The sequence below is a fragment of the Adlercreutzia wanghongyangiae genome (genome assembly GCF_035989245.1).
GTDB lineage: Bacteria > Actinomycetota > Coriobacteriia > Coriobacteriales > Eggerthellaceae > Adlercreutzia > Adlercreutzia wanghongyangiae.
The window spans coordinates 13322-35026 of record NZ_JAYMFF010000017.1; the positions used below are offsets into that span (position 1 = coordinate 13322).

The 21705-nt window shown below is 62.0% G+C and carries 24 protein-coding genes; 4 read left to right on the forward strand and 20 right to left on the reverse strand.

Annotated features, from left to right (window positions below):
• Positions 1-206: 206 nt before the first annotated feature.
• Genes VIN30_RS08780 through VIN30_RS08790 form a run of 3 tightly spaced genes read left to right on the forward strand, consistent with a single transcriptional unit; the run spans position 207 to position 2886 of the window.
• Complete coding sequence (locus tag VIN30_RS08780; RefSeq protein WP_338210903.1) at positions 207-1223, forward strand: alpha/beta hydrolase; 1017 nt, start codon at positions 207-209, stop codon at positions 1221-1223.
• Complete coding sequence (locus tag VIN30_RS08785) at positions 1196-2566, forward strand: phthiocerol/phthiodiolone dimycocerosyl transferase family protein (RefSeq protein WP_338210905.1); 1371 nt, start codon at positions 1196-1198, stop codon at positions 2564-2566. Before VIN30_RS08780 ends, VIN30_RS08785 begins: the two co-directional genes overlap by 28 nt.
• Positions 2563-2886, forward strand: coding sequence for a hypothetical protein (locus VIN30_RS08790; RefSeq protein WP_338210907.1), 324 nt, complete (start codon positions 2563-2565; stop codon positions 2884-2886). The genes VIN30_RS08785 and VIN30_RS08790 overlap by 4 nt, the downstream gene beginning before the upstream one ends.
• A gap of 45 nt (positions 2887-2931) precedes the next feature.
• Here VIN30_RS08790 and VIN30_RS08795 read toward each other — a convergent pair whose 3' ends face one another.
• From VIN30_RS08795 to VIN30_RS08865, 16 genes are all read right to left on the reverse strand, one after another.
• On the reverse strand, positions 2932-4206 hold the full coding sequence (locus VIN30_RS08795) for a type II toxin-antitoxin system HipA family toxin (RefSeq protein ID WP_338210909.1): 1275 nt from the start codon (positions 4204-4206) through the stop codon (positions 2932-2934).
• Complete coding sequence (locus tag VIN30_RS08800) at positions 4190-4669, reverse strand: helix-turn-helix domain-containing protein (RefSeq protein WP_338210910.1); 480 nt, start codon at positions 4667-4669, stop codon at positions 4190-4192. The genes VIN30_RS08795 and VIN30_RS08800 overlap by 17 nt, the downstream gene beginning before the upstream one ends.
• A gap of 39 nt (positions 4670-4708) precedes the next feature.
• Positions 4709-5476 carry an energy-coupling factor transporter transmembrane component T family protein gene (locus VIN30_RS08805; RefSeq protein ID WP_338210911.1) on the reverse strand — a complete coding sequence of 256 codons (768 nt, stop codon included), beginning with the start codon at positions 5474-5476 and terminating at the stop codon, positions 4709-4711.
• Positions 5476-6330, reverse strand: coding sequence for an energy-coupling factor ABC transporter ATP-binding protein (locus VIN30_RS08810; protein WP_338210914.1), 855 nt, complete (start codon positions 6328-6330; stop codon positions 5476-5478). Before VIN30_RS08810 ends, VIN30_RS08805 begins: the two co-directional genes overlap by 1 nt.
• A complete protein-coding gene (locus VIN30_RS08815) occupies positions 6327-7166 on the reverse strand; it encodes an energy-coupling factor ABC transporter ATP-binding protein (RefSeq protein WP_338210915.1) in 840 nt (279 codons plus the stop codon). The genes VIN30_RS08810 and VIN30_RS08815 overlap by 4 nt, the downstream gene beginning before the upstream one ends.
• A 39-nt stretch (positions 7167-7205) precedes the next feature.
• The gene (locus VIN30_RS08820; protein WP_338210916.1) at positions 7206-7820 is read right to left on the reverse strand and encodes a hypothetical protein; all 615 of its coding nucleotides are present in this window, start codon (positions 7818-7820) and stop codon (positions 7206-7208) included.
• A gap of 684 nt (positions 7821-8504) precedes the next feature.
• Complete coding sequence (locus tag VIN30_RS08825; RefSeq protein ID WP_338210918.1) at positions 8505-9368, reverse strand: hypothetical protein; 864 nt, start codon at positions 9366-9368, stop codon at positions 8505-8507.
• Positions 9369-10113: 745 nt separating this feature from the next.
• Positions 10114-10914, reverse strand: a complete 801-nt coding sequence (aroF, locus tag VIN30_RS08830) for a 3-deoxy-7-phosphoheptulonate synthase (RefSeq protein WP_338210920.1) — start codon at positions 10912-10914, stop codon at positions 10114-10116.
• Positions 10911-11192 (reverse strand): chorismate mutase, encoded by a 282-nt coding sequence (locus VIN30_RS08835; RefSeq protein WP_296009895.1) that lies wholly within the window; start codon positions 11190-11192, stop codon positions 10911-10913. The genes aroF and VIN30_RS08835 overlap by 4 nt, the downstream gene beginning before the upstream one ends.
• 190 nt (positions 11193-11382) lie before the next feature.
• On the reverse strand, positions 11383-11949 hold the full coding sequence (locus VIN30_RS08840; protein ID WP_338210923.1) for an HdeD family acid-resistance protein: 567 nt from the start codon (positions 11947-11949) through the stop codon (positions 11383-11385).
• A gap of 248 nt (positions 11950-12197) precedes the next feature.
• Positions 12198-12587, reverse strand: a complete 390-nt coding sequence (locus tag VIN30_RS08845; RefSeq protein ID WP_326425523.1) for a HepT-like ribonuclease domain-containing protein — start codon at positions 12585-12587, stop codon at positions 12198-12200.
• Complete coding sequence (locus VIN30_RS08850) at positions 12577-13218, reverse strand: nucleotidyltransferase domain-containing protein (RefSeq protein WP_338210926.1); 642 nt, start codon at positions 13216-13218, stop codon at positions 12577-12579. Before VIN30_RS08850 ends, VIN30_RS08845 begins: the two co-directional genes overlap by 11 nt.
• 186 nt (positions 13219-13404) lie before the next feature.
• Positions 13405-13890, reverse strand: a complete 486-nt coding sequence (locus VIN30_RS08855; RefSeq protein ID WP_338210928.1) for a 4Fe-4S dicluster domain-containing protein — start codon at positions 13888-13890, stop codon at positions 13405-13407.
• Between the two features lie 141 nt (positions 13891-14031).
• Positions 14032-16485 carry a molybdopterin-containing oxidoreductase family protein gene (locus tag VIN30_RS08860; RefSeq protein ID WP_338210930.1) on the reverse strand — a complete coding sequence of 818 codons (2454 nt, stop codon included), beginning with the start codon at positions 16483-16485 and terminating at the stop codon, positions 14032-14034.
• Positions 16486-16694: 209 nt separating this feature from the next.
• Positions 16695-16964, reverse strand: coding sequence for a type II toxin-antitoxin system RelE/ParE family toxin (locus VIN30_RS11560; protein WP_394355790.1), 270 nt, complete (start codon positions 16962-16964; stop codon positions 16695-16697).
• Positions 16957-17277: a hypothetical protein gene (locus VIN30_RS08865; RefSeq protein WP_338210932.1), complete on the reverse strand. Its 321-nt coding sequence runs from the start codon at positions 17275-17277 to the stop codon at positions 16957-16959. Before VIN30_RS08865 ends, VIN30_RS11560 begins: the two co-directional genes overlap by 8 nt.
• Before the next feature lie 101 nt (positions 17278-17378).
• Here VIN30_RS08865 and VIN30_RS08870 point away from each other — a divergent pair, with 101 nt between their 5' ends.
• On the forward strand, positions 17379-17519 hold the full coding sequence (locus tag VIN30_RS08870) for a helix-turn-helix domain-containing protein (protein ID WP_338210933.1): 141 nt from the start codon (positions 17379-17381) through the stop codon (positions 17517-17519).
• 18 nt (positions 17520-17537) lie between these two features.
• On the opposite strand, the gene VIN30_RS08875 is transcribed toward VIN30_RS08870, so the two are convergent.
• From VIN30_RS08875 to VIN30_RS08890, 4 genes are all read right to left on the reverse strand, one after another.
• Positions 17538-18470: a slipin family protein gene (locus VIN30_RS08875; protein ID WP_338210935.1), complete on the reverse strand. Its 933-nt coding sequence runs from the start codon at positions 18468-18470 to the stop codon at positions 17538-17540.
• Between the two features lie 92 nt (positions 18471-18562).
• Positions 18563-19024: a GntR family transcriptional regulator gene (locus tag VIN30_RS08880; RefSeq protein ID WP_338210937.1), complete on the reverse strand. Its 462-nt coding sequence runs from the start codon at positions 19022-19024 to the stop codon at positions 18563-18565.
• A gap of 24 nt (positions 19025-19048) precedes the next feature.
• Positions 19049-20035 (reverse strand): NrfD/PsrC family molybdoenzyme membrane anchor subunit, encoded by a 987-nt coding sequence (gene nrfD, locus VIN30_RS08885; RefSeq protein WP_338210939.1) that lies wholly within the window; start codon positions 20033-20035, stop codon positions 19049-19051.
• A 492-nt stretch (positions 20036-20527) separates the two neighbouring features.
• The gene (locus VIN30_RS08890; protein WP_338210940.1) at positions 20528-21463 is read right to left on the reverse strand and encodes an undecaprenyl-diphosphate phosphatase; all 936 of its coding nucleotides are present in this window, start codon (positions 21461-21463) and stop codon (positions 20528-20530) included.
• Positions 21464-21705: the final 242 nt, after the last annotated feature.

The window sequence follows — 21705 nt, forward strand, 5'->3', positions numbered from 1 at the left end:
CGCGAACCACCGCGAGGCTGTCGCGAGCCACCGCGAGGCCGCCGCAGCCGCAGCCGCAGCCGCAACTGCAGGTCTGCGACAGCCCGCACACGCCATCGCCTCGTTTACCGTTTGATGCCAAGGGGCTCGCGCCTTCGCGTGCGGGCCCCTCATCGTTTAGCATGAAGCTCACCATTTACGCGCCGTCAACGAGCAAAGGAGGAGCCATGGCCATGAACCCCGTGGTGCAGGCCGTCATCAAGGCCATCACCCTGGTACAGCCCGACGTGGCCTCGTCGTGGAACGCCCAGCGCAAGGTGGAGGATGCCGCCGGCAAGCTCACCATCGCCGATCCCCGCTGCCGTATCGACGAGATCACCGCTACCGCCGGCGACGGTTACCAGATTCCCCTACGCGTGTTCACCCCGCTCGACATCGACTTCTCCCTGAAAACGGGGCTGCACGTGAACGAGGACCACCGCGGCACCATCCTGTACCTGCACGGCGGGGGCTGGGCCAACGGCGATGTGGAATTCTACAGCGACGCCTGCATGAAAACGGCCCTGAAGCTGGAGCGCCGTGTCATCGCCGTGGACTACCGCCGCAGCCCCGAGTGCCGTTTCCCCGTGCCGCTGGAAGACTGCTACGAGGTGGCGCGCCAGCTGTTCGCCGGCGACCTTATCCCCGATGCCGACCCCGATCACATCGTGCTCATGGGCGACTCGGCCGGCGGTAACCTGACCGCCGGGGTGAGCCTGCTCGCCCGCGAGCGCGGCGATTTCGCGCCCCGCACCCAGATCCTGCTGTACCCGCTCACCTACAACGACCACAGCGAGACCACCCTGTTCGACTCGGTGCGCGACAACGGCGAGGACTACATCCTCACCCGCCAGGCCATCGTGGACTACATCGAGCTGTACCTGCGCACGCCCGACGACTTCCACGACTCCCGCTTCGCGCCGCTTATCGCCTCATCTCTGGCCGACATGCCGCGCACCCTCGTCATCACCGCCGAGTACGACCCGCTGCGCGACGAGGGCGAGGCCTTCGCGGCCCGGCTTGAGGCCGAGGGCAACGAGGTGGCCTGCTTCCGCATGTACAACGGCGTGCACGGCTACTTCCTGTACCCCTCGGTGCTCTCGCTCGTGCGCGACACCTACCGCCTTATCGCCCACTTCCTCGACGGCGAGACGCTTCCCACCTCCGGTGACCTGCCATGGCTGACGCTTCTTGGTACCGACTAGACAACGTCGGGAAGTTCTACGCCGCCCAGGCCGGCGGAAACACCCAGACCATCTTCCGCATCGCCGCCACCATGGCCGACGAGGTGGACGAGGCTGCCCTGCAGCGGGCGCTCGATGCGGCCGTGGCGCTATTCCCCGGCTTCAACGTGTGCCTGAGAAGCGGCCTGTTCTGGCACTACCTGGTGCCCGCGCCGAACGCCCCGCGCGCCGAGCCCGAGGTGCTGCCCGTCTGCTACAACCTGCACGCCGACCCTGCAAGCGTGCTCTTCCGCGTCACCTACCACGCCCGGCGCATCAACGTGGAGGTGTCCCACATCATCTCCGACGGGCGCGGCACGCTGGAGTTCGTAAAGGCGCTCCTGGCCGCCTACGTGACCGAACGCTACGGGGCGCCCGTGGCGCCGTCGGCCTATGCGGGCGACGAGGCGTCGAAGACCGAGGACAGCTTCTCGGCCCACTACGACCGCGCCGCCGCCGGCAGCGATACCGCGCCCAAGGTGTTCCGTCTCACGGGATGGAAGGATGCCGACGACCCCGTCTACCTGGAGCTGCACTACTCGGCCGCCGCCGTGCACGCCGCCGCGAAAGAGGCCGGCGCCACGGTGACGAGCTACCTCATCGCCGCGATCATCTGCGCCCTGCGCCGCGAGATGCCGGCTGCCGAGCGCGGGCGCGCCATCCACATGGACGTGCCCGTTGACCTGCGGTCGCTCTTCGGCTCCACCACCCTGCGCAACTTCTTCGGACTGGCCTACATCACCTACGTGCCGGGCAACGCCGACGAGCCTCTGGGCGCCATCGCCGCCCAGGTGCAAAAGCAGCTTTCCGCCGGCACCCAGCCAGCCGCCCTGAAGCGCCGCGTGATGCGCATGGTGAAGCTGGAGAGGAACCCGCTTGTGCGCGCGGTTCCCCTCATCGTGAAGGACGCGGCGCTGGAGTTCGCCGCCTGGCGCGCCAACCGCGAGGTGACATGCACCGTGTCGAGCCTGGGACGGGTGACGCTGGATGCGGCCGTGGCGCCCTACGTGGAGGGCATCAGCGCGCTCACGTCGCCGGCGGGGCTCAACTTCATCCTGTGCACCTGCGGCGACGACTTGTGCATCGGCATCTCCAGCCGCTTCGTGAGCCTGCGCGCCGCGCGCCATCTCGTGCGCGTGCTGGACGCCGAGGGGCTCTCCGGCTGGGCGGCCCTCAACAAGGACGATGCGCAGATAGACGCGGCGCTCAAGGAATCGGCGCTGGAGGACCGCTTAAGCGCCATCGGCGCCACCTGGCGCGACCACGCGGGCCGCGCCCCCGCCCGCGACCAGGGCCGCGTGGGGAAGCCAGAGGTGCGGCCATGAGGCACTGCGACCGCTGCAACCTGGATTATACGGGCGAGCTGACCCGCTGCGCCCTGTGCGGAGGCCCGCTTCACGGCGAGGCCGCGCCCTCGCCCTTCCCCGTGGCCACCTGGCACCGCTTCCGGCGCACGGTGCACCGCGCGCTCATTCTGGTGGCCCTGGCGGCCCTGGCCGCGGCGGCCATCGTGTGCGCCGCCTTCGGACTGCCGGGCCTGCTCATCGCGCTCGCAGCAGGCATCGCGGCCTTCATCGTCGCGAAGCTCCTGCTCACCCAGGGCCCCTTGGGCACCAAGCTCGCGAAGTTCTTCTCCATCCGCTGAGGAAGCGCCGGACAACCCCCTACGCCAGCAGCGCCGCCAAGACCCCTACCCGAGTCGCGCCGTCGAGCGCTCGCAGAGCTCGGCCACCAGCGGCAGCAGACGGCTTCCCAGCTCGTCAATACCCGGGAGCGCCCCGTTCTCGGCCAGCACCGCCTCAAGGGTCGCGGGCACCTTCCCCGCCAGAGCCGCTAGCCGCTCGGCCAGCACATCACCCGTCAAGCCGTGTTCTTCCAGCCCGTTGGCATCGGCGAACTTGCCCAGCCGCCGTGCGCTCAGACGGCCGACGCGATTCTCGCCGGCCACGCCCATAGCCAGCTTGATGTCGAAGGGCCGCTCGGCGTAGGGCAAAAGCGATGCCACGTCGTAGAGCGGGGCCAGGTAAGAGACGTCTCGTCCATGGAGCAGCGAGTAGTTCTTAGCATGGGCATCGGGCGCGCCAATAAGGTAGTTGAAGAACAGCATGTCCATGAACTGGGAGATGTTGGCCACCGCGGAGCCCGTTCGGCCGCACACCCCAACGATATCGCGGGCGCCAGGACCACCTTCCTCGGGATATTTGCGCTCGGGAAGCACACCCAGAACCTGGCAGAAATCCTCCTGGTGCAGCCGCCGCACCCGACCCGCATCATCGCGCACCCGATCGTAGCGCGTGGCAACGATGGCCGGCTCGTCTTCGAACACCAGGTAATCGACCCGCTCCGCCGGAATGCCGCACACCGCCGCCAACTTCAGGCACACGTACTCGTTGAGCGCGCTCAACTTCAAGTCCGAGATACCCGGTTTAAAGATATGGGTCGTGGCAGCCGCCCCCTCGCAGCTGTACCATCCGTCGCCTTCGCGACGCAGGGCGAACTTCGCTTGCTGACCGCCGAGGGACCAGCGCTCGTTATCGGTTTCCCACCGAGCAGCCCCATTGCCGCGACCCTGTTTGAGACGAAGAGCGACCTCGTGATCCGCCATCGCCACAAGCGTCTCCCGGCGCTCAAGCAGATCATCGACCGAATCCTCCCCGCAAAGCTGCACCGCACCGGGACAGTCGAGCCCAATATGGGAGAGCAGCGCAAACGGGTTGTCGGGAGAGACCTCATACTCATGTCCCAAGCTTCTCCTGACATCGTAGCTGTCGGGCAAAAGGCCGAACAGAAAGGGACGCACCACCTTGTCGCCGAATGCTGCACCATCAATCGGCATCGATAGGGAGAGCGGAACAGCATCGTAGCCGTTCTCATAAGAGAATGAGAGCGCGCCGTCATAGGCCTGCCGAATCGTTCCAGCCCGACGCCCCGCAATGAGCACAGCCAGATTATCCACGATGGCCACCTGCGCTTCCCCAAGAATCCACCGCCGACTGAAGGAGCATCTCGTACTCATCGTCCCGAACACGAGCAGACGAGGCGCTTTCGCCCTTCGGTTGACCGGCACCCACCAGCTTTAACTCTAAGCCAAGGGGAGCCAACACGGCTTCCAGCTTCGTCAGGCCCACGCCTTGCGCCTCAGCCGCCTCAATCGAGCGCACAAGCCTCTCGGATACCCCCGCAATGCTCGCCAACTGCTTTTGCGTGAGACCCAATGAATCCCTGCGAGCCTGCACGCTTCGCCCGATCTCCTGGGAGAACTGGAGTTTTTCCATCACTCGCCCTTCGCATGTCGAAAAATAGGCACTGTTCCACCGAATACGAATCGGCAGAATATTGCCTATAGTATAGCGGAAATATTTTGCCGCTTTGCAGGCGGCAAAATATTTCCGCATCAAAGAAGAGGGTGGCCGCAGACCAGCGAGCATGCCGCCGCATACCCCTTTAGACACGCCGTCAGATAGCCCCTACCCCAGCAGCGCCACGGCAATGCCGGCGGCCACCAGCAGCGCGCACAGGGCCAGCGCTGCCCAGTCGCCGGCGCGCATCGGGTAGTCCTTGTAGCCGCTCTCGCGGGTGCGCAGGTTGAAGCCGCGCACCTCGGCGGCAATGGCGGCCGAGTTCGTCTTGCGCACCGAGCCCACCAGCAGCGGCACGCACAGCGGCACCATGAGGCGCACCTTCTTCACAAACGACCCGTCGAATTCCACGCCGCGGGCCGTCTGGGCCTCCATGATGCCGGCCATGTCGTTCATGAACACGGGAATGAAGTGCACCGTGCTCGTGAACGTGAAGGCGTACTTGTAGGGCACGTGCAGCTGCTTCACCACGGCGTTCGTCAGGTCGTTCATCTTGGTCACGTAGAACACCAGGAACAGCGGGATGGCCGCCGCCATGAGGCGCACCACCACGGTTGCAGCTGCCAGCAGGCTGCTGGTGCCGATATAGCCCCAGGGCAGCGGCACCAGCTGCGCGCCATGGGGCGTGGTGAGCAGGATGACCACCGCCAGGATGAGCGAGAACGCGAACACCGCCTTGCACAGCCCCGCCGTCTCGCGGCCCATGCCGCAGTACAGCGCCAGCCCCAGGGCCACACCCAGCATGGCCACAAGGAAGACCAGGTTGCTCGTCACGAAGCAGGCGACGGCGAACAGCACGGCGCCGATGAGCTTCGCGCAGGGGTTCATGCGGTGCAAAAGGCTGTCCCCCGGCACGTATTCCAGAAACTTCGCCATTAGCCGATCGCCTCCACTTCCACCGTCGTCGCCTCAACGCCGCGCGCCGCGGCCAGGGCCTGAACCATCTGGGGCACCGTGTTCGCCGCAGCCACGGCGCCCGGGCACCCCTCCTCGCGGCCGAGGATAAGCGACACCTCGGTCACCTGAGGCGGCAAGATGTGCGCCTCCTTCAGCACACGCCCGTCGCGCAGCACGTCGAAGGTGGCGCCGTCGGCCACCACGCGCCCGGCCGTCATGGCGATGACGCGGCGAGCGAAATCCCCCACCACCTCCATGTCGTGGCAAACCATGACGACCGTGGTGCCGCCATCGTTCAGCTCGCGGACGATGTCCATCACCTTCACGCACTCGCGGAAATCGAGGCCCGTGGTGGGCTCGTCCAAGATGATGGTGGGCGGTGCCAGCACGATGATGGAGGCGAGCGCCAAAAGCTGCCGCGTGCCGCGGTTCAGCAGGTAGGGCTCGGCTGCGGCGTCGAACCCGAAGCGCTCGATGATGGCATCTACCCGCGCCTCGGCCGCGGGACCCTGCTCGCCGAGCGCCTTGAAACCGAACAGCAGCTCCTCGCGCACGGTGTTGCAGCAGATTTGCCGGTCGGGGTTCTGGAAGAGAAAGCCGATGCGCCGGGCCAGCTCGCTCGTCTTCAGCGCCGTGGTGGGCACCCCGTCCACCAGCACCTCGCCCGCCGTGGGCTTCAGAAGCCCGTTGGCCAAGCGCATGGTGGTCGATTTCCCCGCGCCGTTGGTGCCCACGAAGGCCACGAAGTCGCCGTCGTTCACGGTGAAGCTCACATCGTTGAGCACCGCGAGCTCGCCGTCGTAGGATGCCGAGACGTTCTTGAACTCGATCATGCGAGCACCTCCTTGCACACGGCGGCCGCACCCGCCACGTTGCGCACCGCAGGCCCGGCGTACAGCCCCTGGGCCGCCAGAGCGTTCACGAGCGTGGTGGCCCGCGGCACGTTCACGCCCAGGGCCAGCAGCTCGTCGGAATGGGCCAGCACCGCATCGGGCGTATCGGCGAAGCGAATGCGGCCCCCATCCACGATGACGAGCATGTCGGCGTAGTCGGACAGAAGCGCGATCTTCTGCTCCACCACGATGACGGTGGTGCCGTGCTCGCGTGCGTAGCGGGAAAGCAGGTCGAACACCGCCACCGACGAGGCCGGATCCAGCTCGGCAGTGGGCTCGTCCAGCACGAGCACCTTGGGCCGCAGCGCGATCACCGAGGCCACAGCCACCTTCTGCTTCTGGCCGCCGGACAGGCTGTCAATGGTGCGGTCGCGCAGATCGGCGATGCCCATGGCGGCGAGCGCCTCGTCCACGCGTCCGGGAACCTCGTCCTTGGGCACCGCGAAGTTCTCCAGCCCGTAGAGGATCTCGTCTTCCACCACGGTGGACACCATCTGCGAGTCGATATCTTGGCACACGCTGCCCACCAGCCGCGACAGGTCGGTGAGCGACGTGTCCACGGTGTCGCGCCCCTCCACCGTCACCGAGCCGTAGAAGTCGCCCGGGTAGCAGTGCGGGATGATGCCGTTCACGGCGTAGGTGAGGGTGGACTTCCCGCTGCCGGCCGCCCCGGTGATGCCCACGAAGCACCCGTCGGGAATGGTCAGCGTGATGTCGCGCACCACAGGCTCGGCCCCTTCCCGGTACCGAAAGCTGAACTCATTGAACTCGATCATGATGACCTCTCTTGCTTGGAACTCTCCGGGGGAACCGTCTTAGCGCTTCAGCACCTTCTTCAGGGGCATGGCCAGCACCTGCACGAAGATGCAGTTGAACGTGGCGGTACCCAGCACGATGGCCACGTAGGCGGCCATGGCCACGGCGAAGTCGCCGCCGACGGACACCACGTTGATGTAGGTGGACAACGCCGCGAAGGTGAAGCCGGACACGCAGGTGGAGACGAAGGTGTTCACGAGCGGGTTCACGTCCAACTTGCCGATCTTCATGGGCACGCGGATGAGCAGGCCGCAGGCGAGCGCGCCCAGAAGCTCCGAGGGAATGTTCAGAAGCGGCGTGGCGTTCAGCATCGGAATCTGGCACACCAGGCCCGCGATAAGGCCGATGGCCAGCGACTGGGCCAGGTTCGGGCGGATGAGGATAATAGCCAAGCAGTAGGCGGCAATGACGAAGTTCGGCTTCATGCCGAAGGAGGCCAGCAGGCTGCCCACGGTCAGCTTCAACACGGCGCCGGCGGCCAGCAGCACGGCCACCAAAATGAGGTCCTGCACCCCCAAGCCCTTCTTCTCGGCAACGGCCACGGTGCGCTTGGCGCCGGCGGCAGCGGAGGCGGGAGCGGTCTCGGCGTCGGCGGTCATACGGAGTTCTGCCATGTCAATCAGTCCTTTCTCGGGCGACTTTTTCGCCCCTCGTGCTCGCCTTCTGCGAGCGTTTCCCATGTCAGCAATTGCCCCGTATCCGACGCCTTCGAGAGTTCCCGGCCGACCCCAACAAAAAAAGGGATCTGTCCTTCGCTTAAAGGACAGATCCCTCGATCTGCGGTGCCACCTTTAATTGATTCGCCAAGCGAACCCTCTCGTGAACGGGCCATCACCCGCTCTGCCTTTAACGCAGGCTCACGGTCCAGATACTCGGCCTCGCAGGAACAAACTGCGAATAAGCCTTTCCCCTTTCCCTCGGCGATCCATTTACCCTCTGGCGTTCTGCGGGAATCTCAGCTGCGCCCGCTCTCTGTGAGTGCCCGGATGGCTTGACTTTCGCCTCATCGGTTTAAGGTATATTCAATTGCTGGCGTGTACTTTAGCACAGAATCCAGACCGCGCAACCCCTCAATTCGGCGGCATGCCAACAAGCGGCCATCTCGACACCGCAGACCGCGTCGGCCCTTCATGCAACCTCATTCTGCTTTAGAAACGACGGGTAGCGTAGTTTTTGGATGCCATCTCCTTCTTGCGTTTTCTCGATGCAACACTCCGACCTGGGGTTTTCCAAAAACGCGTCAACCGCTGCCACCCGAACGACTACGCTACCCGTCGATTTGCAAGCAAAAGAGCCCCTTAGGCCTTTCGCTCCGCACCATCCTCCGAAAAACCGTCGCAGCGATATGCCCGCAAAGACCAGCCGCAGGCATAGAGCAGCCGATGCTGCACCCGGAAGTTCTTCGACTGTATCTGGAACCGGCGCCCCATCCTCTTGCACGACTGCTCCGCAACGCCGCGCATCTCATCGCTGTTCGACAGCTGCTTCAACGTAACGGTAATCACCTTGAACCCATCGGCTTCAAGCGCCAGTCGCTTAGACGCATCGCGCGAAATTTGATCCGGCGTAAGATGCTCCGAATTCGAGTCGTACTCGAGAGACAGACGCGAGGAGGCGTGCACGATATCGGGCACGAGCGTTTTGCGTCGGGCCAGGCGCTGGGCCTTCTTGCTCGGCGCGATTCGCCGGTTCAGCTCGAGTCCTGGGATACCATATCCCCCATAGCGCTGAGCCAGGCTCATTACCGTCCAGAGAAACGCCTCGGGGGGCGATGCGGCGTTTTCCGCTAGACACTTCACAGCACGCCGCGCCGCCTTCGCGCCACGAATTCCGGGATTGCGGCGAATAAACGCCTCTATACGCCTCGTTGTTGTAATTGGCGCTCTTTTCGCCAAACCGTTCGAGCAGGAAGAATCAATGACAAAGGTGCCGCAGAGCGCACTCCCGACCTTTATCAGCTCATGAAACGGGAGATCGCAGGCAAGTTGGACAAAGCACAGCTCCGGACAAGCGACGAATACGCCATCGGCAATGCGTAGGAACGGCTTTTCCTTGAAGGCAAAGTGAGACGCATGGGCCACCGCATCGGGAATGGGGCTCTTCGATTTCCTGGGCACCAACACGTGCACCGGCACAGGTAAAAACGGGCATATCTGCAACAAGTAGTCAATTGATTTGCGCGACGGCTCGCACGAAACAAGCGCGCTCGAGCCCACAGCGCACGACGAGGAGGGCCGAGCATGCACGCCGAGCCAATACGAAAAAGCTGATATGCCGTAAAGGAACAATCGCATGAGCGCAGTGTAGCAAGCGCCAAGGGCGGCATCCCGGGCATGCGCGCATCTTCATCAATGCTTCTCTGCGATATGTTGTCTGATCATATATGAGCGACCAGCGTGTATTCCGGAAAGGACAGGTCGCCCGCTTCATTCGGAAAGAGTCGGCAGCCCCCAACCCGAGAGCCGCAGAAATCAACGGCGGGAACGCGGTGTGCGGCAGCGCACGGGGCGCGCGTCACGGTGTGCGCAACCGGCAATGCCCTTTTTGCTTGCAAATCAACGGGTAGCGCACCTTGCTCGGACATCATCAGCCGATATGTTTTCGAAAACACCAGGTCACAGCATCGCGCCGGGAAAGCGCAGGGAAGGGGCGGCGTCCAAAAACTACGCTACCCGTCGATTTGCAAGCAATCCAGGGCATGGCAGCGAGATGAGTCCCCGTGGCGTGGCGTGGTGAGGCGTGGTGAGGCGTGGTGAGGCGGTGCGGAACGTCGCCGCCGTCCGGACACGAAGGCGTCCGAACGCGAAAGGCGTCCGGACACGAAGGCGGGCCGAATACGAAAAGCGGCCGCCCCTCCCGTCGGAAGAGCGGCCACCTTCGTTGAGTCCCGCGCTGCCAAAACGCGCGCTACACGATCTTCTTCCCTAGCACGGCGGCAAGCTCGCGCAGCTCGGCCACGAGCTCGCGGAACTGGGCCGGGGTCAGCTGCTGGGGGCCGTCGGACAGGGCCACCGGCGGGTTCGGGTGCACCTCGATCATGAGCGAGTCGGCGCCGGCAGCGATGGCCGCCTTCGCCAGCGAGGGCACCAGGTCGCGCTGGCCGGCCGGATGCGACACGTCGATGCACACCGGGTACAGCGACTGCTTGTGGATCACCGGCACCGCAGCGATGTCCAGCGTGAAGCGGGTGGCCGTCTCGAAGGTGCGGATGCCGCGCTCGCACAGCACCACGTTGGTGTTGCCGTGATCGGTGATGTAATCGGTGGCAGCCAGCCACTCGGCGATGGTGCCCGCGAAGCCGCGCTTGTACAGCACCATCTGGTGGCTATCGGCGGTCACCTCGCCGATCTTCTTCAGCAGGCTGAAGTTCTGGAAGTTGCGGGCGCCCACCTGCAGGCCGTCCACATAGTCGGCCACCAGCTGGCAGTGGGCCGAGTCCATCACCTCGGTGAGCGTCTTCAGGCCGTAGGTGTCGCCGGCGCTCTTCATGATCTTGAGCGCCTCCTCGCCGAGGCCCTGGAAGGAGTGCGGGTTGGTGCGCGGCTTGAACGCGCCGCCGCGGATCCAGGTAAGACCCAGGTCGGCGATGCACTCGGCCACCTCGTTGAACTGCTCGGCGGACTCCACCGAGCAGGGCCCGGCGTAGATGGTGATCTCGTCCGTGCGCTGGCCGAGATCAGGGATGGGGGCAAGTTTCACTTCGCTCATACGGACGGCGTCTCCTTACTTACTCGAAGGATGGTCTCGTAAATGGCGCGAAGGTACTCGTTGTAGAGCGGACCTTCGTTGTAGGAGGCGATCTTCGCGAAGATCTCCTCCTCTCGGCGGGCATCGTAGAGGCCCATATGGGCATCGGGCTTCAGCCCGCGAATGACCAGAGAATGGCTGGCGCGCTTGTTCAGAAGCGCCACGAGCTGACGATCGATCTCGTCGATCTTCTCGCGATGCTTCTCGATCTCCGCCAGGGCGCTGGTTTCGTCTGACATCGCAATTCCTTTCCTGTACCAAAAGCTTGAACGAGCATGGCGAGCCTGACGCAACAGAGCCGCCCTCGCGTGAGGCCATAATAGCAAAGACCCCCGCACGAGCAGGGGTCGTTGGGAAAATGGGTCATAGAAGCCCGCGATGAGGGGCCATCGGCAAAAGCGAAGGGGAAATTCCGCCCGAACAGCCGCCCTAGTGCGAGTGCACCATAGAATCGCCGCGATTCTCGGAATCGCGCTGGTACCACTCGATGAACAGGTCCACCGCACCGTTCGCGATGAACGCACCGCCGAGCACCAGCACAAAGGTCATGGAAGCGCCCCAAGGGTTCACCACGATAAGCACGCCGCCGACGCCCACGACGACAGCCGCCACCAGCACCGCGATCCAGATGCTGCTGCCGAAGTTGCGCAGAGCGAAGGCACGCACCACATTCACGATAGCGCACAGGATGAGCACCACACCGAGCACCACCGAGAAGAACCCGGCGATCACCTTGGGAAACACGAAGGCGATAAGGGCGATGATGAGATAGAAGGCCGCGCTCATGAGCGTGCCCGGATTGCGGTAGCGCACACTTCTCTGGCGGAAGTACGACGCGACGCCCGCCACGCCCATGAGGGCCAGCGCCACGCCGAACAGCATGATAATGCCCTGGATGGTAATGGATGGATAAATCATGAGGAACAGGCCGAACGCAATGCACAGCACCGCCTGCACCAAGTTGTTCGACCGCACAACGTCCAGAAACTTCTCCATGTTCGCTCCTATCGCCCGACGCCGCAGCGTCCTCGCTCCTCGCCGATGCTGTTGCAGCCGCCGCCCTCCCCTGCGCCAGCGGGCATCGGTTCCTCTTATTGGCAATATGTTAAAGCGACCGCATAAAACGGCGGGTCTTAAGGTCAGCGCTGAAAGCAATCAGTTAAAGAAGCCCGCATGCCGTCATCAACCCGTCAATAAAACCACCATCGCGAAAAGATGTCGTTTCCATTCTGTCAACAACGACTTTAGAACCGCGTCGCTTCCAATTCCAAGCCTAACTCATCGCAGTATGCGTGACAGCCCTGAAGCAACTTAGGGAAGTCCTCTTCCACCACATCCCAAACAATATCGGCGTCCACATCGCCGTAGGCGCGGGCAAGCCGATTGCGAACGCCCTTGATGGACCGACGCTCAAAATCGTAGTACGCGAGAGCTTCGTCGCTGAGCGAGCCAGCCTCCTTGGTAATACGGAGCACGCGGTTCATGATGGCCTCCGAGAAAAGACGGTCTGCATCCGTGACGGGCCCCTTGAAGCGCTCCTCGGTAATGCCCAAACGCTCGATCTGCCCCTGAGTCTCTGTAATGAGATCGAATATCTCCTGAACACGGGCGAGATCGGTAGCCTTAGCACTCATAGACCAGCACCTTCTCCCGCTCGATGGCATCGGCAAGGTTGGGGTTCTTTATCTGCCTGGCCGTCACCACATCGACAGCGCGGCCGCAAACGCGCTCGAGATGCTTTTGGAACTGGGACACCTCGAACAAGGTGAATGGCGCAGTCTTGTCGTATTCAAGGCGGACGTCCACATCGCTTTCGGCGGCAAAGTCTCCGCGTGCGAACGAGCCGAACACGTAGCCCTTCGTGATAGCGGCGAAGCGGGCACACTCAGCGGCAACGGCGTCGAGCACATGCGCCCTTTCGATCTCGCGGGCCTCGAGCGCCGGACCAGAACCAGGCGCGCGATCCTCCTTCACGACCTGAGACGCCTTTGCATCTTCGAACTGAACAACACGAGGGCACGCGGCGGCGTAGCGCTTGACCAGCGCCTCGCCCTCGTAGCCTTCGGCGATAAGTCGGCGCAACACATCGAGGGATATCCCCTCATCCTCCACCTTCAGCGGCTTGATGAGCAGTCCCTCGTCGGTCTGCTCAATGAGGGCGTACTCGGTGAACCCCATATCTTTGTAGGCCTTCGCAGGAATAGTGATCTGCCGCTTGCTGGACACCTTGATCCGCTGCGGCGCCATACGAGCCGTCTCCGCCATGCGAGCCACCTCCGCCATACTCCCCTCCAAACCAAGCGCTTGGAACCAAGCCTCCAAGCAAATATAGCACAAGGCAACTCGTTCAATCGCATGTAACAGAAACCAAGTGTCTCCATCCATGAAAAGGACCCTTCGCAGAGGGAGGGGGCGAAGGGTCCATACGCTTAATCGGCACAAGCCGAGAAGCTACTTGAGGTAGTACACCGAGGGATTAGTTCCCTGCTCGGGAAGCAACTGCTCCCAATCGCGCTCGGCAATAAGTTTGGAAACCTCGGATTCGGGGTCATCCAGATCGCCAAAGAAGCGGGCGTATCCCACGCATGCCTGCACACACATGGGCTTCTCGCCACGCGCAACCAAATTCGCGCACATGGTGCACTTCTCCACCGTGTTCGCCACATGCTGCGGCGCGTCCGCGAAACCTACAGCGAATTCCATGGCATACTTCGGCTCACCGTCGTTGTACACACGCACCTCATAAGGGCAAGCCTGCATACACGTTTTGCACCCGATGCAAGTTTCCACGTCCACGGTCACAATGCCCGTTTCCTCATCCTTCATGGTGGCACCCGTGGGACAAACCTCAAGACACGGCGCGTCGGCACAATGCTGACACGCCACCGGATAGTGCTGGAGTGTGCAATTCGGATACTCGCCGGCCATGCTATCCATGGTTTGGCCGCCGTTAGTTTTCACGACATTCCACCAATTACCCAGTGGCAAGTTGTTCGCAAGTCGGCATGAAGTTGCGCAAGTGTGGCAGCCCATGCATTTTTTAAGATCAATCACCATTCCGTAACGCATGATGCCCTCCTACTGAACCTTTTCCATCTCGCACAAGCAATCGAAGTAGTTGCTCCCCTCGTAACGGGGCCATGTTTCAATCGAGGTAAGGTCGCTGTAGTGACCCTCGATGAAAGCGTCTTTCTCCCAGCCATGGTCGATGACGATAACGCCCGGACGACACCCGTTGTTGATGACAGCCTTAAGCACCACATAACCGCGGTCATTGAAGAGACGCACCGTGTCGCCCTCGGCAATACCGCGTGCCTCGGCATCCTTGGGACTCAGTTTCACAAAGGGCTCCGGATCAAGTTCTTGAAGCGAGGAAACATGATTGAACATCGTGTGGGTCTTGAACTTGCATCGCTCACTAATGAATATCAGCGGATACTGCGAGAACTTCTCGTTCTCGTGCCACGCCTCCAGCGGCGGCTCCCAGAACCAGCAGGATTCTTTGCGCTGGTCGAACTCCTGACCAGCATTCGCCATAGGCAAAATGCCCTCATGATAGAACTCAAGCCTCCCCGTCGCCGTGAGCGGGAACTCGTTCACTCCGACCACCACCGGCTCTTCCGGGTACGAGAATACCGCATGCTCTTCCTTGAGTCGTTCCCAAGTCACGCCCGCAGCTGTCGCGACATCATTGGAAACGCAACCCTCCAGATACTCGTCGAGCGTAAGGGTGAAGCGATCCTCAAACCCCATAGCTTTCCCCAGAAGCGTGACGATATCGAAATCGGGCTTTGCCTCGAAAGAGGGCTCCACGGCCTTTTCCGTCAGTTTTAGGAACAGACTCTGACCGGCAATCATATCCGAGCGTTCGAACAGGAATGCCACGGGAAGAACGTAATCAGCATAAGTCGCCGACTCTGACATGAAGATATCGGCCACAACCACAAGCTCCATGGCCTCGAAGGCCGAAACCCAACGCTGACGCTCGGGCAAATTGCCAATAGGATTTCCGTTATAAACGTACAGGCCCTTAATGTCGGCCTTGATGTCGCCGCACTCTCCCGTTTCAACCAACTGCGGGAAATGGGAGGAATAGACTGTCGGACCGGGCATAACATCGGTCAGGTCTGCGGTCGGCAAATTCAGGTTGCCCACCGCCGTCGGAGCGCTGAAATCGGCCACGGTGATGCCGGCACCGTGCTTGCACTCCTGCCCAGTGATATCAAGCAGCGCGAACATTCCCTCATAGGCCGTCTGCCCGTTGGCGTAATGATCGAGGCCGAACCCTGTAAAAATCATGGATAGACCCGATGTGTAAATCGCCGCCAGCTCCTCAATAGTGGCAACGGGTATGTCGGTGTACTCGGATATCGTCTCGAGATCCCACTCGTTGATGCGGTCGATAAGCACCTGCGCCGCTGGCTTGACGGCAATCCCGTTCACCTCGAACGCACCCTCCACCTCCGGATCCTGCGCTTCATCGAAGGGAATCGCGTTGCTGCCCTCGTAGACGAGAATGCGGTCGTCCTCACTTCCCGCCTCAGCACCACCGAGATCGCTCAAGCGCAGGTACAAGCCATCCGACTCTTTCACGAGAAACGGACCCACCGTGTTTGTCTGTAGATTCTTCTTATCCATGAAGCCGTCGCGCATGGCAATTTGAGCCATACCGGCAGCAAGCAGACCATCGGTTCCTGGACGAATGGGCACAAACATATCAGCCTTTGAAGCCGCTGTCGTGAAGATAGGATCAATGACGATGATCTTCGCACCCTTTTCCTTGGCCTCGGCGACAAGATGGTAGTCGACAATCATCGACTCGGTAGGATTGGCCCCCCAAATGAAAATGTTGTCGGAATTGAGCATATCCCGATACTCGTTCTGACTATTGGTGAGCTGAACGAAACCCATACGTGTCCAGTTGGACATCATGCCGGTCATATCGTAGGTGGATGAACAGCTCGTAGCACCCATTAGCGCAGCGAGGCGCCCCGTGTAGAATACGGAGTTGTTGCTATTTCCCGAACCGCCGATAAAAGCAATGGACTCGCGACCGTACTTCTGCTGCAGCTCGTTCCACTTCGCCGTGATTTCGGCAACGGCCTCATCCCAGCTGATGCGTTCCCACTCCCCCTCGCCGCGTTTGGTGCCCTCGACACGGCGCATGGGGTATTTGATTCGGTGATCCGAATACATACGCTCGATGTTGGTATAGCCCTTGACGCAGATTTCCTGATAAGGGTTTTTCGAGCCATCTGGCAATGTCAGATCGGGCTTCGTGATATTCACAATCTTACCCTCGCGAACATGAACCCAGAAGGGGCAGCCGCACGACGAGCAATTACCCATGCAGCTTTGGAAGTACTTCTCTCCCTCCTCCCCCGTTTGCGCCAATTCATCCCGGGTCGATTCGTCAACCTGCGAAGCACATGCCGTCAAACTGCCAGCGGCAACCGCGCTCGCGCCGAGCGCCGTCGTTGCCAGAAAGCTGCGGCGAGTGAGTCCGCCCGTGGAGCGTTCTGCTTCGGACATCTCTCCTCCTTCATTCCCGGGGACCTCGCCTTTGCGAGCGGCGCCGTCTCTCCTCAGCACGGCGGCCTTATCAGTCCCCTCAAACTGGTATTCCCGAGAATTGGCCAAATTCCTCTGGCGGCACTATAGCAAATTGTCCTATGACAATGCAAGGATTATCATAGGACAATTTTCAGAACAGGTTATCTATTTTGAGGATATTCGATTGACTACTTCACTTGCCTTTGATGCACTACCCCGTAGAGCGCCACCGTGTCGTCTTCCTCGTTGTACTCATATACCAGCAGAAAAGGCTTGAGATCAAGAGTCAGACATCTACTACCAAATTCGCTCTGAAGCCAAGGGCGATTCAAGGTCGATCCAACGGTGGGCACTTGCTCAACAAGGGTGACCAGATCTTCAAGACGCTTCTGGAGCCGCGCAGACGTAACCTGCCGAACGCTTCTAATGTATCGATCAGTGACTCGCAGCTCAGTCATTTACGCCCCAAGCCTCCCGCATTCGAGCAATGGCGCTCTCCGCCCCCACCGTGTAACGCCCTGCTGCTATATCTTCCCGACCTTCCTCTATGGTCGCACGTAGCTCCCTTTCGAAAAGAGCAGCCTCAATAGCCTTAGCCTTCTCGAGGGCAAGCACCTCTTCAGAGCAAAATACATAAGCAGCATTGCCGTTCTCGGTAATGTGGACCACTTCTTCAGCAGCCCTGTCTTTAATTTCTCTTTGCTTGGTTTTCAAGGCGGCAAAGGAGTAGATAGGGGTAGTCCTCGGCTCCTCATAGGCAGGAACTGGCATTGCAATCTCCTTTTACATACTTGGTTAGATACCTTTATAGTACCCAAAATAGATACCTTACTCAATATCAAATTCAGTTCAATAGATCAACGGATTCTGATTTGCGCCTCTGCCGCTTCTTCGGTCTCACCGATGGCTACTGGCTTCGCGCCCAGGAAGCCTACGACCTGGAAATCGCCAGGCGCAAACTCGCTCCCGAGCTCAAACGCATCCACCCCTACAGCCAGGCTGCCTGCCTGTAGAAATCTAGCTCTCCGCAGCTAGCCCTTGAACAGGTCGCCTACGCCCTCGTTGAAGCCCTCGGCGAAGGCGCTGGGGATGACGACGGTGCCCTTGCCCTCGCGCAGCGACTCGTTCAAAAGGTGCATGGTGCGCAGGCGCGCCACGGCCTCGTGATCGCCGATGAGCCCCTCCATCTCGTCCAGTATCTCGTAGATGTCGTGCTCGGCCTCCATGAGGATGATGCGGGCCTTCTTGCGCTGCTCGGCCTGGGCCTCCAGGCTCATGGCCTCCTGCAGCTCCTTGGGCAGTAGGATGTCGCGCACTTCCACCGAAAGGATAGTCACGCCCCACGGCGCCACCTTCTCCTCCAGCACGCGCTTGAGCTCCCGGTCCAGCTGCTCGCGGCGGATGGCCACCTCCGCGGCGCTCGCCCGACCGATGGCGTCGCGCAGGGCCGTCTGGGCGGCCATCTCCACCGCGCGGGTGAAGTCGCCCACCTCGGTGCAGGCCGCGGCGGCATCCCACACGTGCCAGAACAGCACCGCGTCCACGTTCATGGGAACGAGGTCGGCCGTGAGCGTCTCCTCGGCGTAGAAGGTGGTCACCCGCGTGCGCGTGTCCACCCGCATGGTATTCGACTCGATAACGGGAATAGTCCAGAACAGCCCCGGCCCCGATACGCGGCTGAAGCGCCCGAGGCGCAGCACCACCACGCGCTCCCACTGCTGGGCGATGTGGCAGCAGCCGATGGCGAGCAACGCGGCCACCGCGGCCACAACGACCACCCCCAGCGTGACACGGCCGCCAACGAGCAGCCCCGCGCCGAGCACCGCGGCCAGCACCACGGCGAACAACACCGCCGAGAACAGCAGCACGCCCGACGACGAGGCGCGCTCCCCCACCACTTCCGTGGACACCTCGGGCGCCACGCGGAAGCGGCGCGCGTCGGAGGATTTCTCTTTGCGGGTCATGGAAACTCCTTCAGGTCGGGGCATTTAAAACAAACTCGGGTATTCGACGAGCCTGGGGCGCAACGCTTGCAGGCGGCTTTTGCAGGCCGCTCTCAGGCCCCCTTCTCAGCGCGTTCCGCCGGCTTCTCGAAATCGATGATACGCGCCGACACTTCGCCGCGCTCGCGGGCCTCATCGTACTTCAGGCGCTTGATCTTGCGGCTCATGGCGCGTTCAATATCGTCGAGCTCCATTCCCAGTTCGCGGCACGACGCGATGCACTCGCCGAGCACCGCGTCGGCCTCGCCGTCGCCCTCGGTGCCCATCTTCGCGCCCAAGTCGGTCACGAACACGCCGCGCCCGCGGGTCGATTCCAGATACCCGTCGGACACCAGGCTCAGATAGGCCTTGTTCACCGTGTTGTAGTTGATGGAAATCTCCGAGGCCAGCCCGCGCACCGTGGGCAGCTTATCGCCTGGAGCGAAGGTGCCGTCGTTGATGAGGAAGGCGATGCGGTTGCGCAGCTGCACCCACAGGGGCAGGTCGCTCGCAGGGTCAACTTCGAAGGGAAACATGGGAAACCTTTCTAATCGCAAGAACTACAGGAAAGCCGCAACCGTGGGCAAAACCGCCGCGGCCACCACAGCGGCACGCAGGCAGACGCCTCCGACGAGAACGCAGAACGCAGAACCCAGCAGCGCGGAACGGAACGAGAGAGCGCCAAGGGTGCACGATCGTCCCCCAGCCACACCGCGCATCATAACCACGTCCGCGACAAAGGGGACGGCGAGCCCCACCCCCACAAGGCCGAGCCAGAACAGAGGCGCGCAGGAGCCCTCCAGAAGCAGGTGAGCCGAAGCCAGAGCCGCCTGATCGGTGGCCGTGAGCGCTCCCGCAGACAAGCCGGCACCGGCACCAGCCCACACAGAGGCAAGCCAAGCCGCCAGTACCGCAGCCTCCGCGACGATGAGCAGCCCATCAACGCGAATGAGAACGCGCAAGGTGGCGCGGAAAGCCGTTGCCGCCCTGCCGAACGAGGCGCTCATCTGCACTAAGGCGACGCCGCAGGACAAGCTGGAAACCACGAACAGCGGCGGCAGCCAAGGGCTATGCCACAGCGGCACCGAAGCCATGTCTGCGAGCAACAGCCCGGTGTACGCGGCGGTTATTACAGCGGCCGCCAGGAGCAAACCGCATAGCGCGCGCAAATACAACAGAGAAGCCGGCACCAGCCCGCGCCATGCCAGCACCAGCACCCCCGCCAGCAGCAGACAGCCGCAAAGCGCCCACGCGCCGACCGCCAGATAGCTCGTCGGTCCCGCGGCCGCCAAAAGCAGCAGACGGTCGGGGCGGCCCACATCCGCCATCAGGCAGATCATCCCCAGCACCAGGGCGCCGATGGCCCAAATCAGCGCCGTCCCGAAAAACTCCCCGTACAACCGGCCGTCGTCGTCGCGGAAACGCACCGCCACAGCGCGACGCATCTCCTCGCCGTCGGCCGCCAGACCGAGCACCGCTGTCACCGCGCAGGTGCCGGCGCCCGTGCCGCCGAGGAACAGATAGGCCACCACCAGCTCGCTGAACATGGCCTTCCCCCTCTTCGGCGCTTCCAGTACCCGCAGGCCGCCCCGCAACAATCGGGCAAGAAACGCGACCCACGCATACGATCTCAATACTACGAGGAGAAGATTATCATAAGACAATCTTCGCGGCGCTTGGCATTTCCGTGCTTTGCAGGAAGAATCTTCGTTTTTGTCGCTGAAATTGCGTTTGTTAGCATCTCGACTTCTTGAAGGTGCCCTTGGAGCGCATTTTCCGCAAAAAGATGCCGCATATATCGCATATATGGGAGGCGCGAACAACCACCCATGCTAACAAACGTCATTTTCGAAACAAAGAATCCCCTTCACTCGGCAAAGCGAAGGATATGCCACGTCTCTCTCGGCAAAGCGAAGGGTACGCCACGTCTCTCGCGGCAGAGGGAGGGCGCGCCACGTTTCTCCCGGCAGAGCGACAGGCGCGCCGCATCTTGGTCGACGGGACGGGGCCCTGCATCTTGGCTGACGGAAGAAATCGCCCTACAGCAGCACCTTCACGCCAAAGTAGGCCAGCACCACGATGCCCACAATGATGCGGTACACGCCGAAGGCCGTGAAGTCATTCTTCTTGATGTAGCCCATGAGGAACTTGATGGAAATGACCGACACCACAAACGCCGTCACGATGCCCACCGCCAGCACGGCAATCTCGGTGGCCGTCATGGCCAGACCCACGGCCAAAATGTACTTGATGAGCTTCAGCACGCCCCAGCCGAACATAACGGGAATGGCCAGGAAGAACGTGAACTCGGCCGCCGCCGTGCGCGAGCAGCCGCACAGCATGCCACCGATAATGGTAGAGCCCGAGCGGCTCGTGCCCGGGATGATGGCGAGCATCTGGAAGCAGCCGATCTTCAACGCCGTTTTCCAATCGATCTCGTCCACGGTGCGCACGCGGAACAGGGCCATCTCGGCATCGTCGCCGTCGTCGCCCGGGCCTACCTGCGCCGGCCGCGCATGGGCTCCGCGGGGCTCGCGCGAGGCGAGATAGGCCGCCTCGCGTCGGCGGTTGCGGCGCTCCAGCAGGATGAACACCACGCCGTACACGATAAGGGCCACGGCCACCGTCCAGGCGTTGTAGAAGTACTCGTTGAAGAAGTCGTCCAAGGTAAGGCCGATGGCCGCCGCCGGAATGCAGCCGATGGCCACCATGCCCCACAGCCGCCAGGTGCCGCGCTTCTCGGGCGCGGTCTTTTTCGGCGAGAAGGGGTTCAGCTTGTGGAAGTACAGAATGAGCACCGCCATGATGGCGCCCAGCTGGATGACCACCAAAAACAGCTCCAGAAACTCCGCTGACACGTTCAGCTTCACGAACTCGTCCACCAAGATCATGTGGCCCGTGGAGGAAATGGGCAGCCATTCGGTGATGCCCTCCACAATGCCGATGAACAGGGCCTTCAGAATCTCAATGAGCATATCCATGGTTCGCGATACCTTACGTCGTCTGCGGAAATTCCCGCCGCTGCCGTCGGACGCATGCCGAAGCATCGCGGTGGGCAGGGCAACGCAGAATCCTACCATGGGCACGCGGCGCGCCCCTCACTTACCGAGAAAGTCCACGGTTCCAAAACCGAACGATGCTCTGCGTTGAATTTTAAGTTCATCCGTACACCACCTTCTTTTCTCAAGACTCAGCTGGACACGTTCGGCTGAGTTCG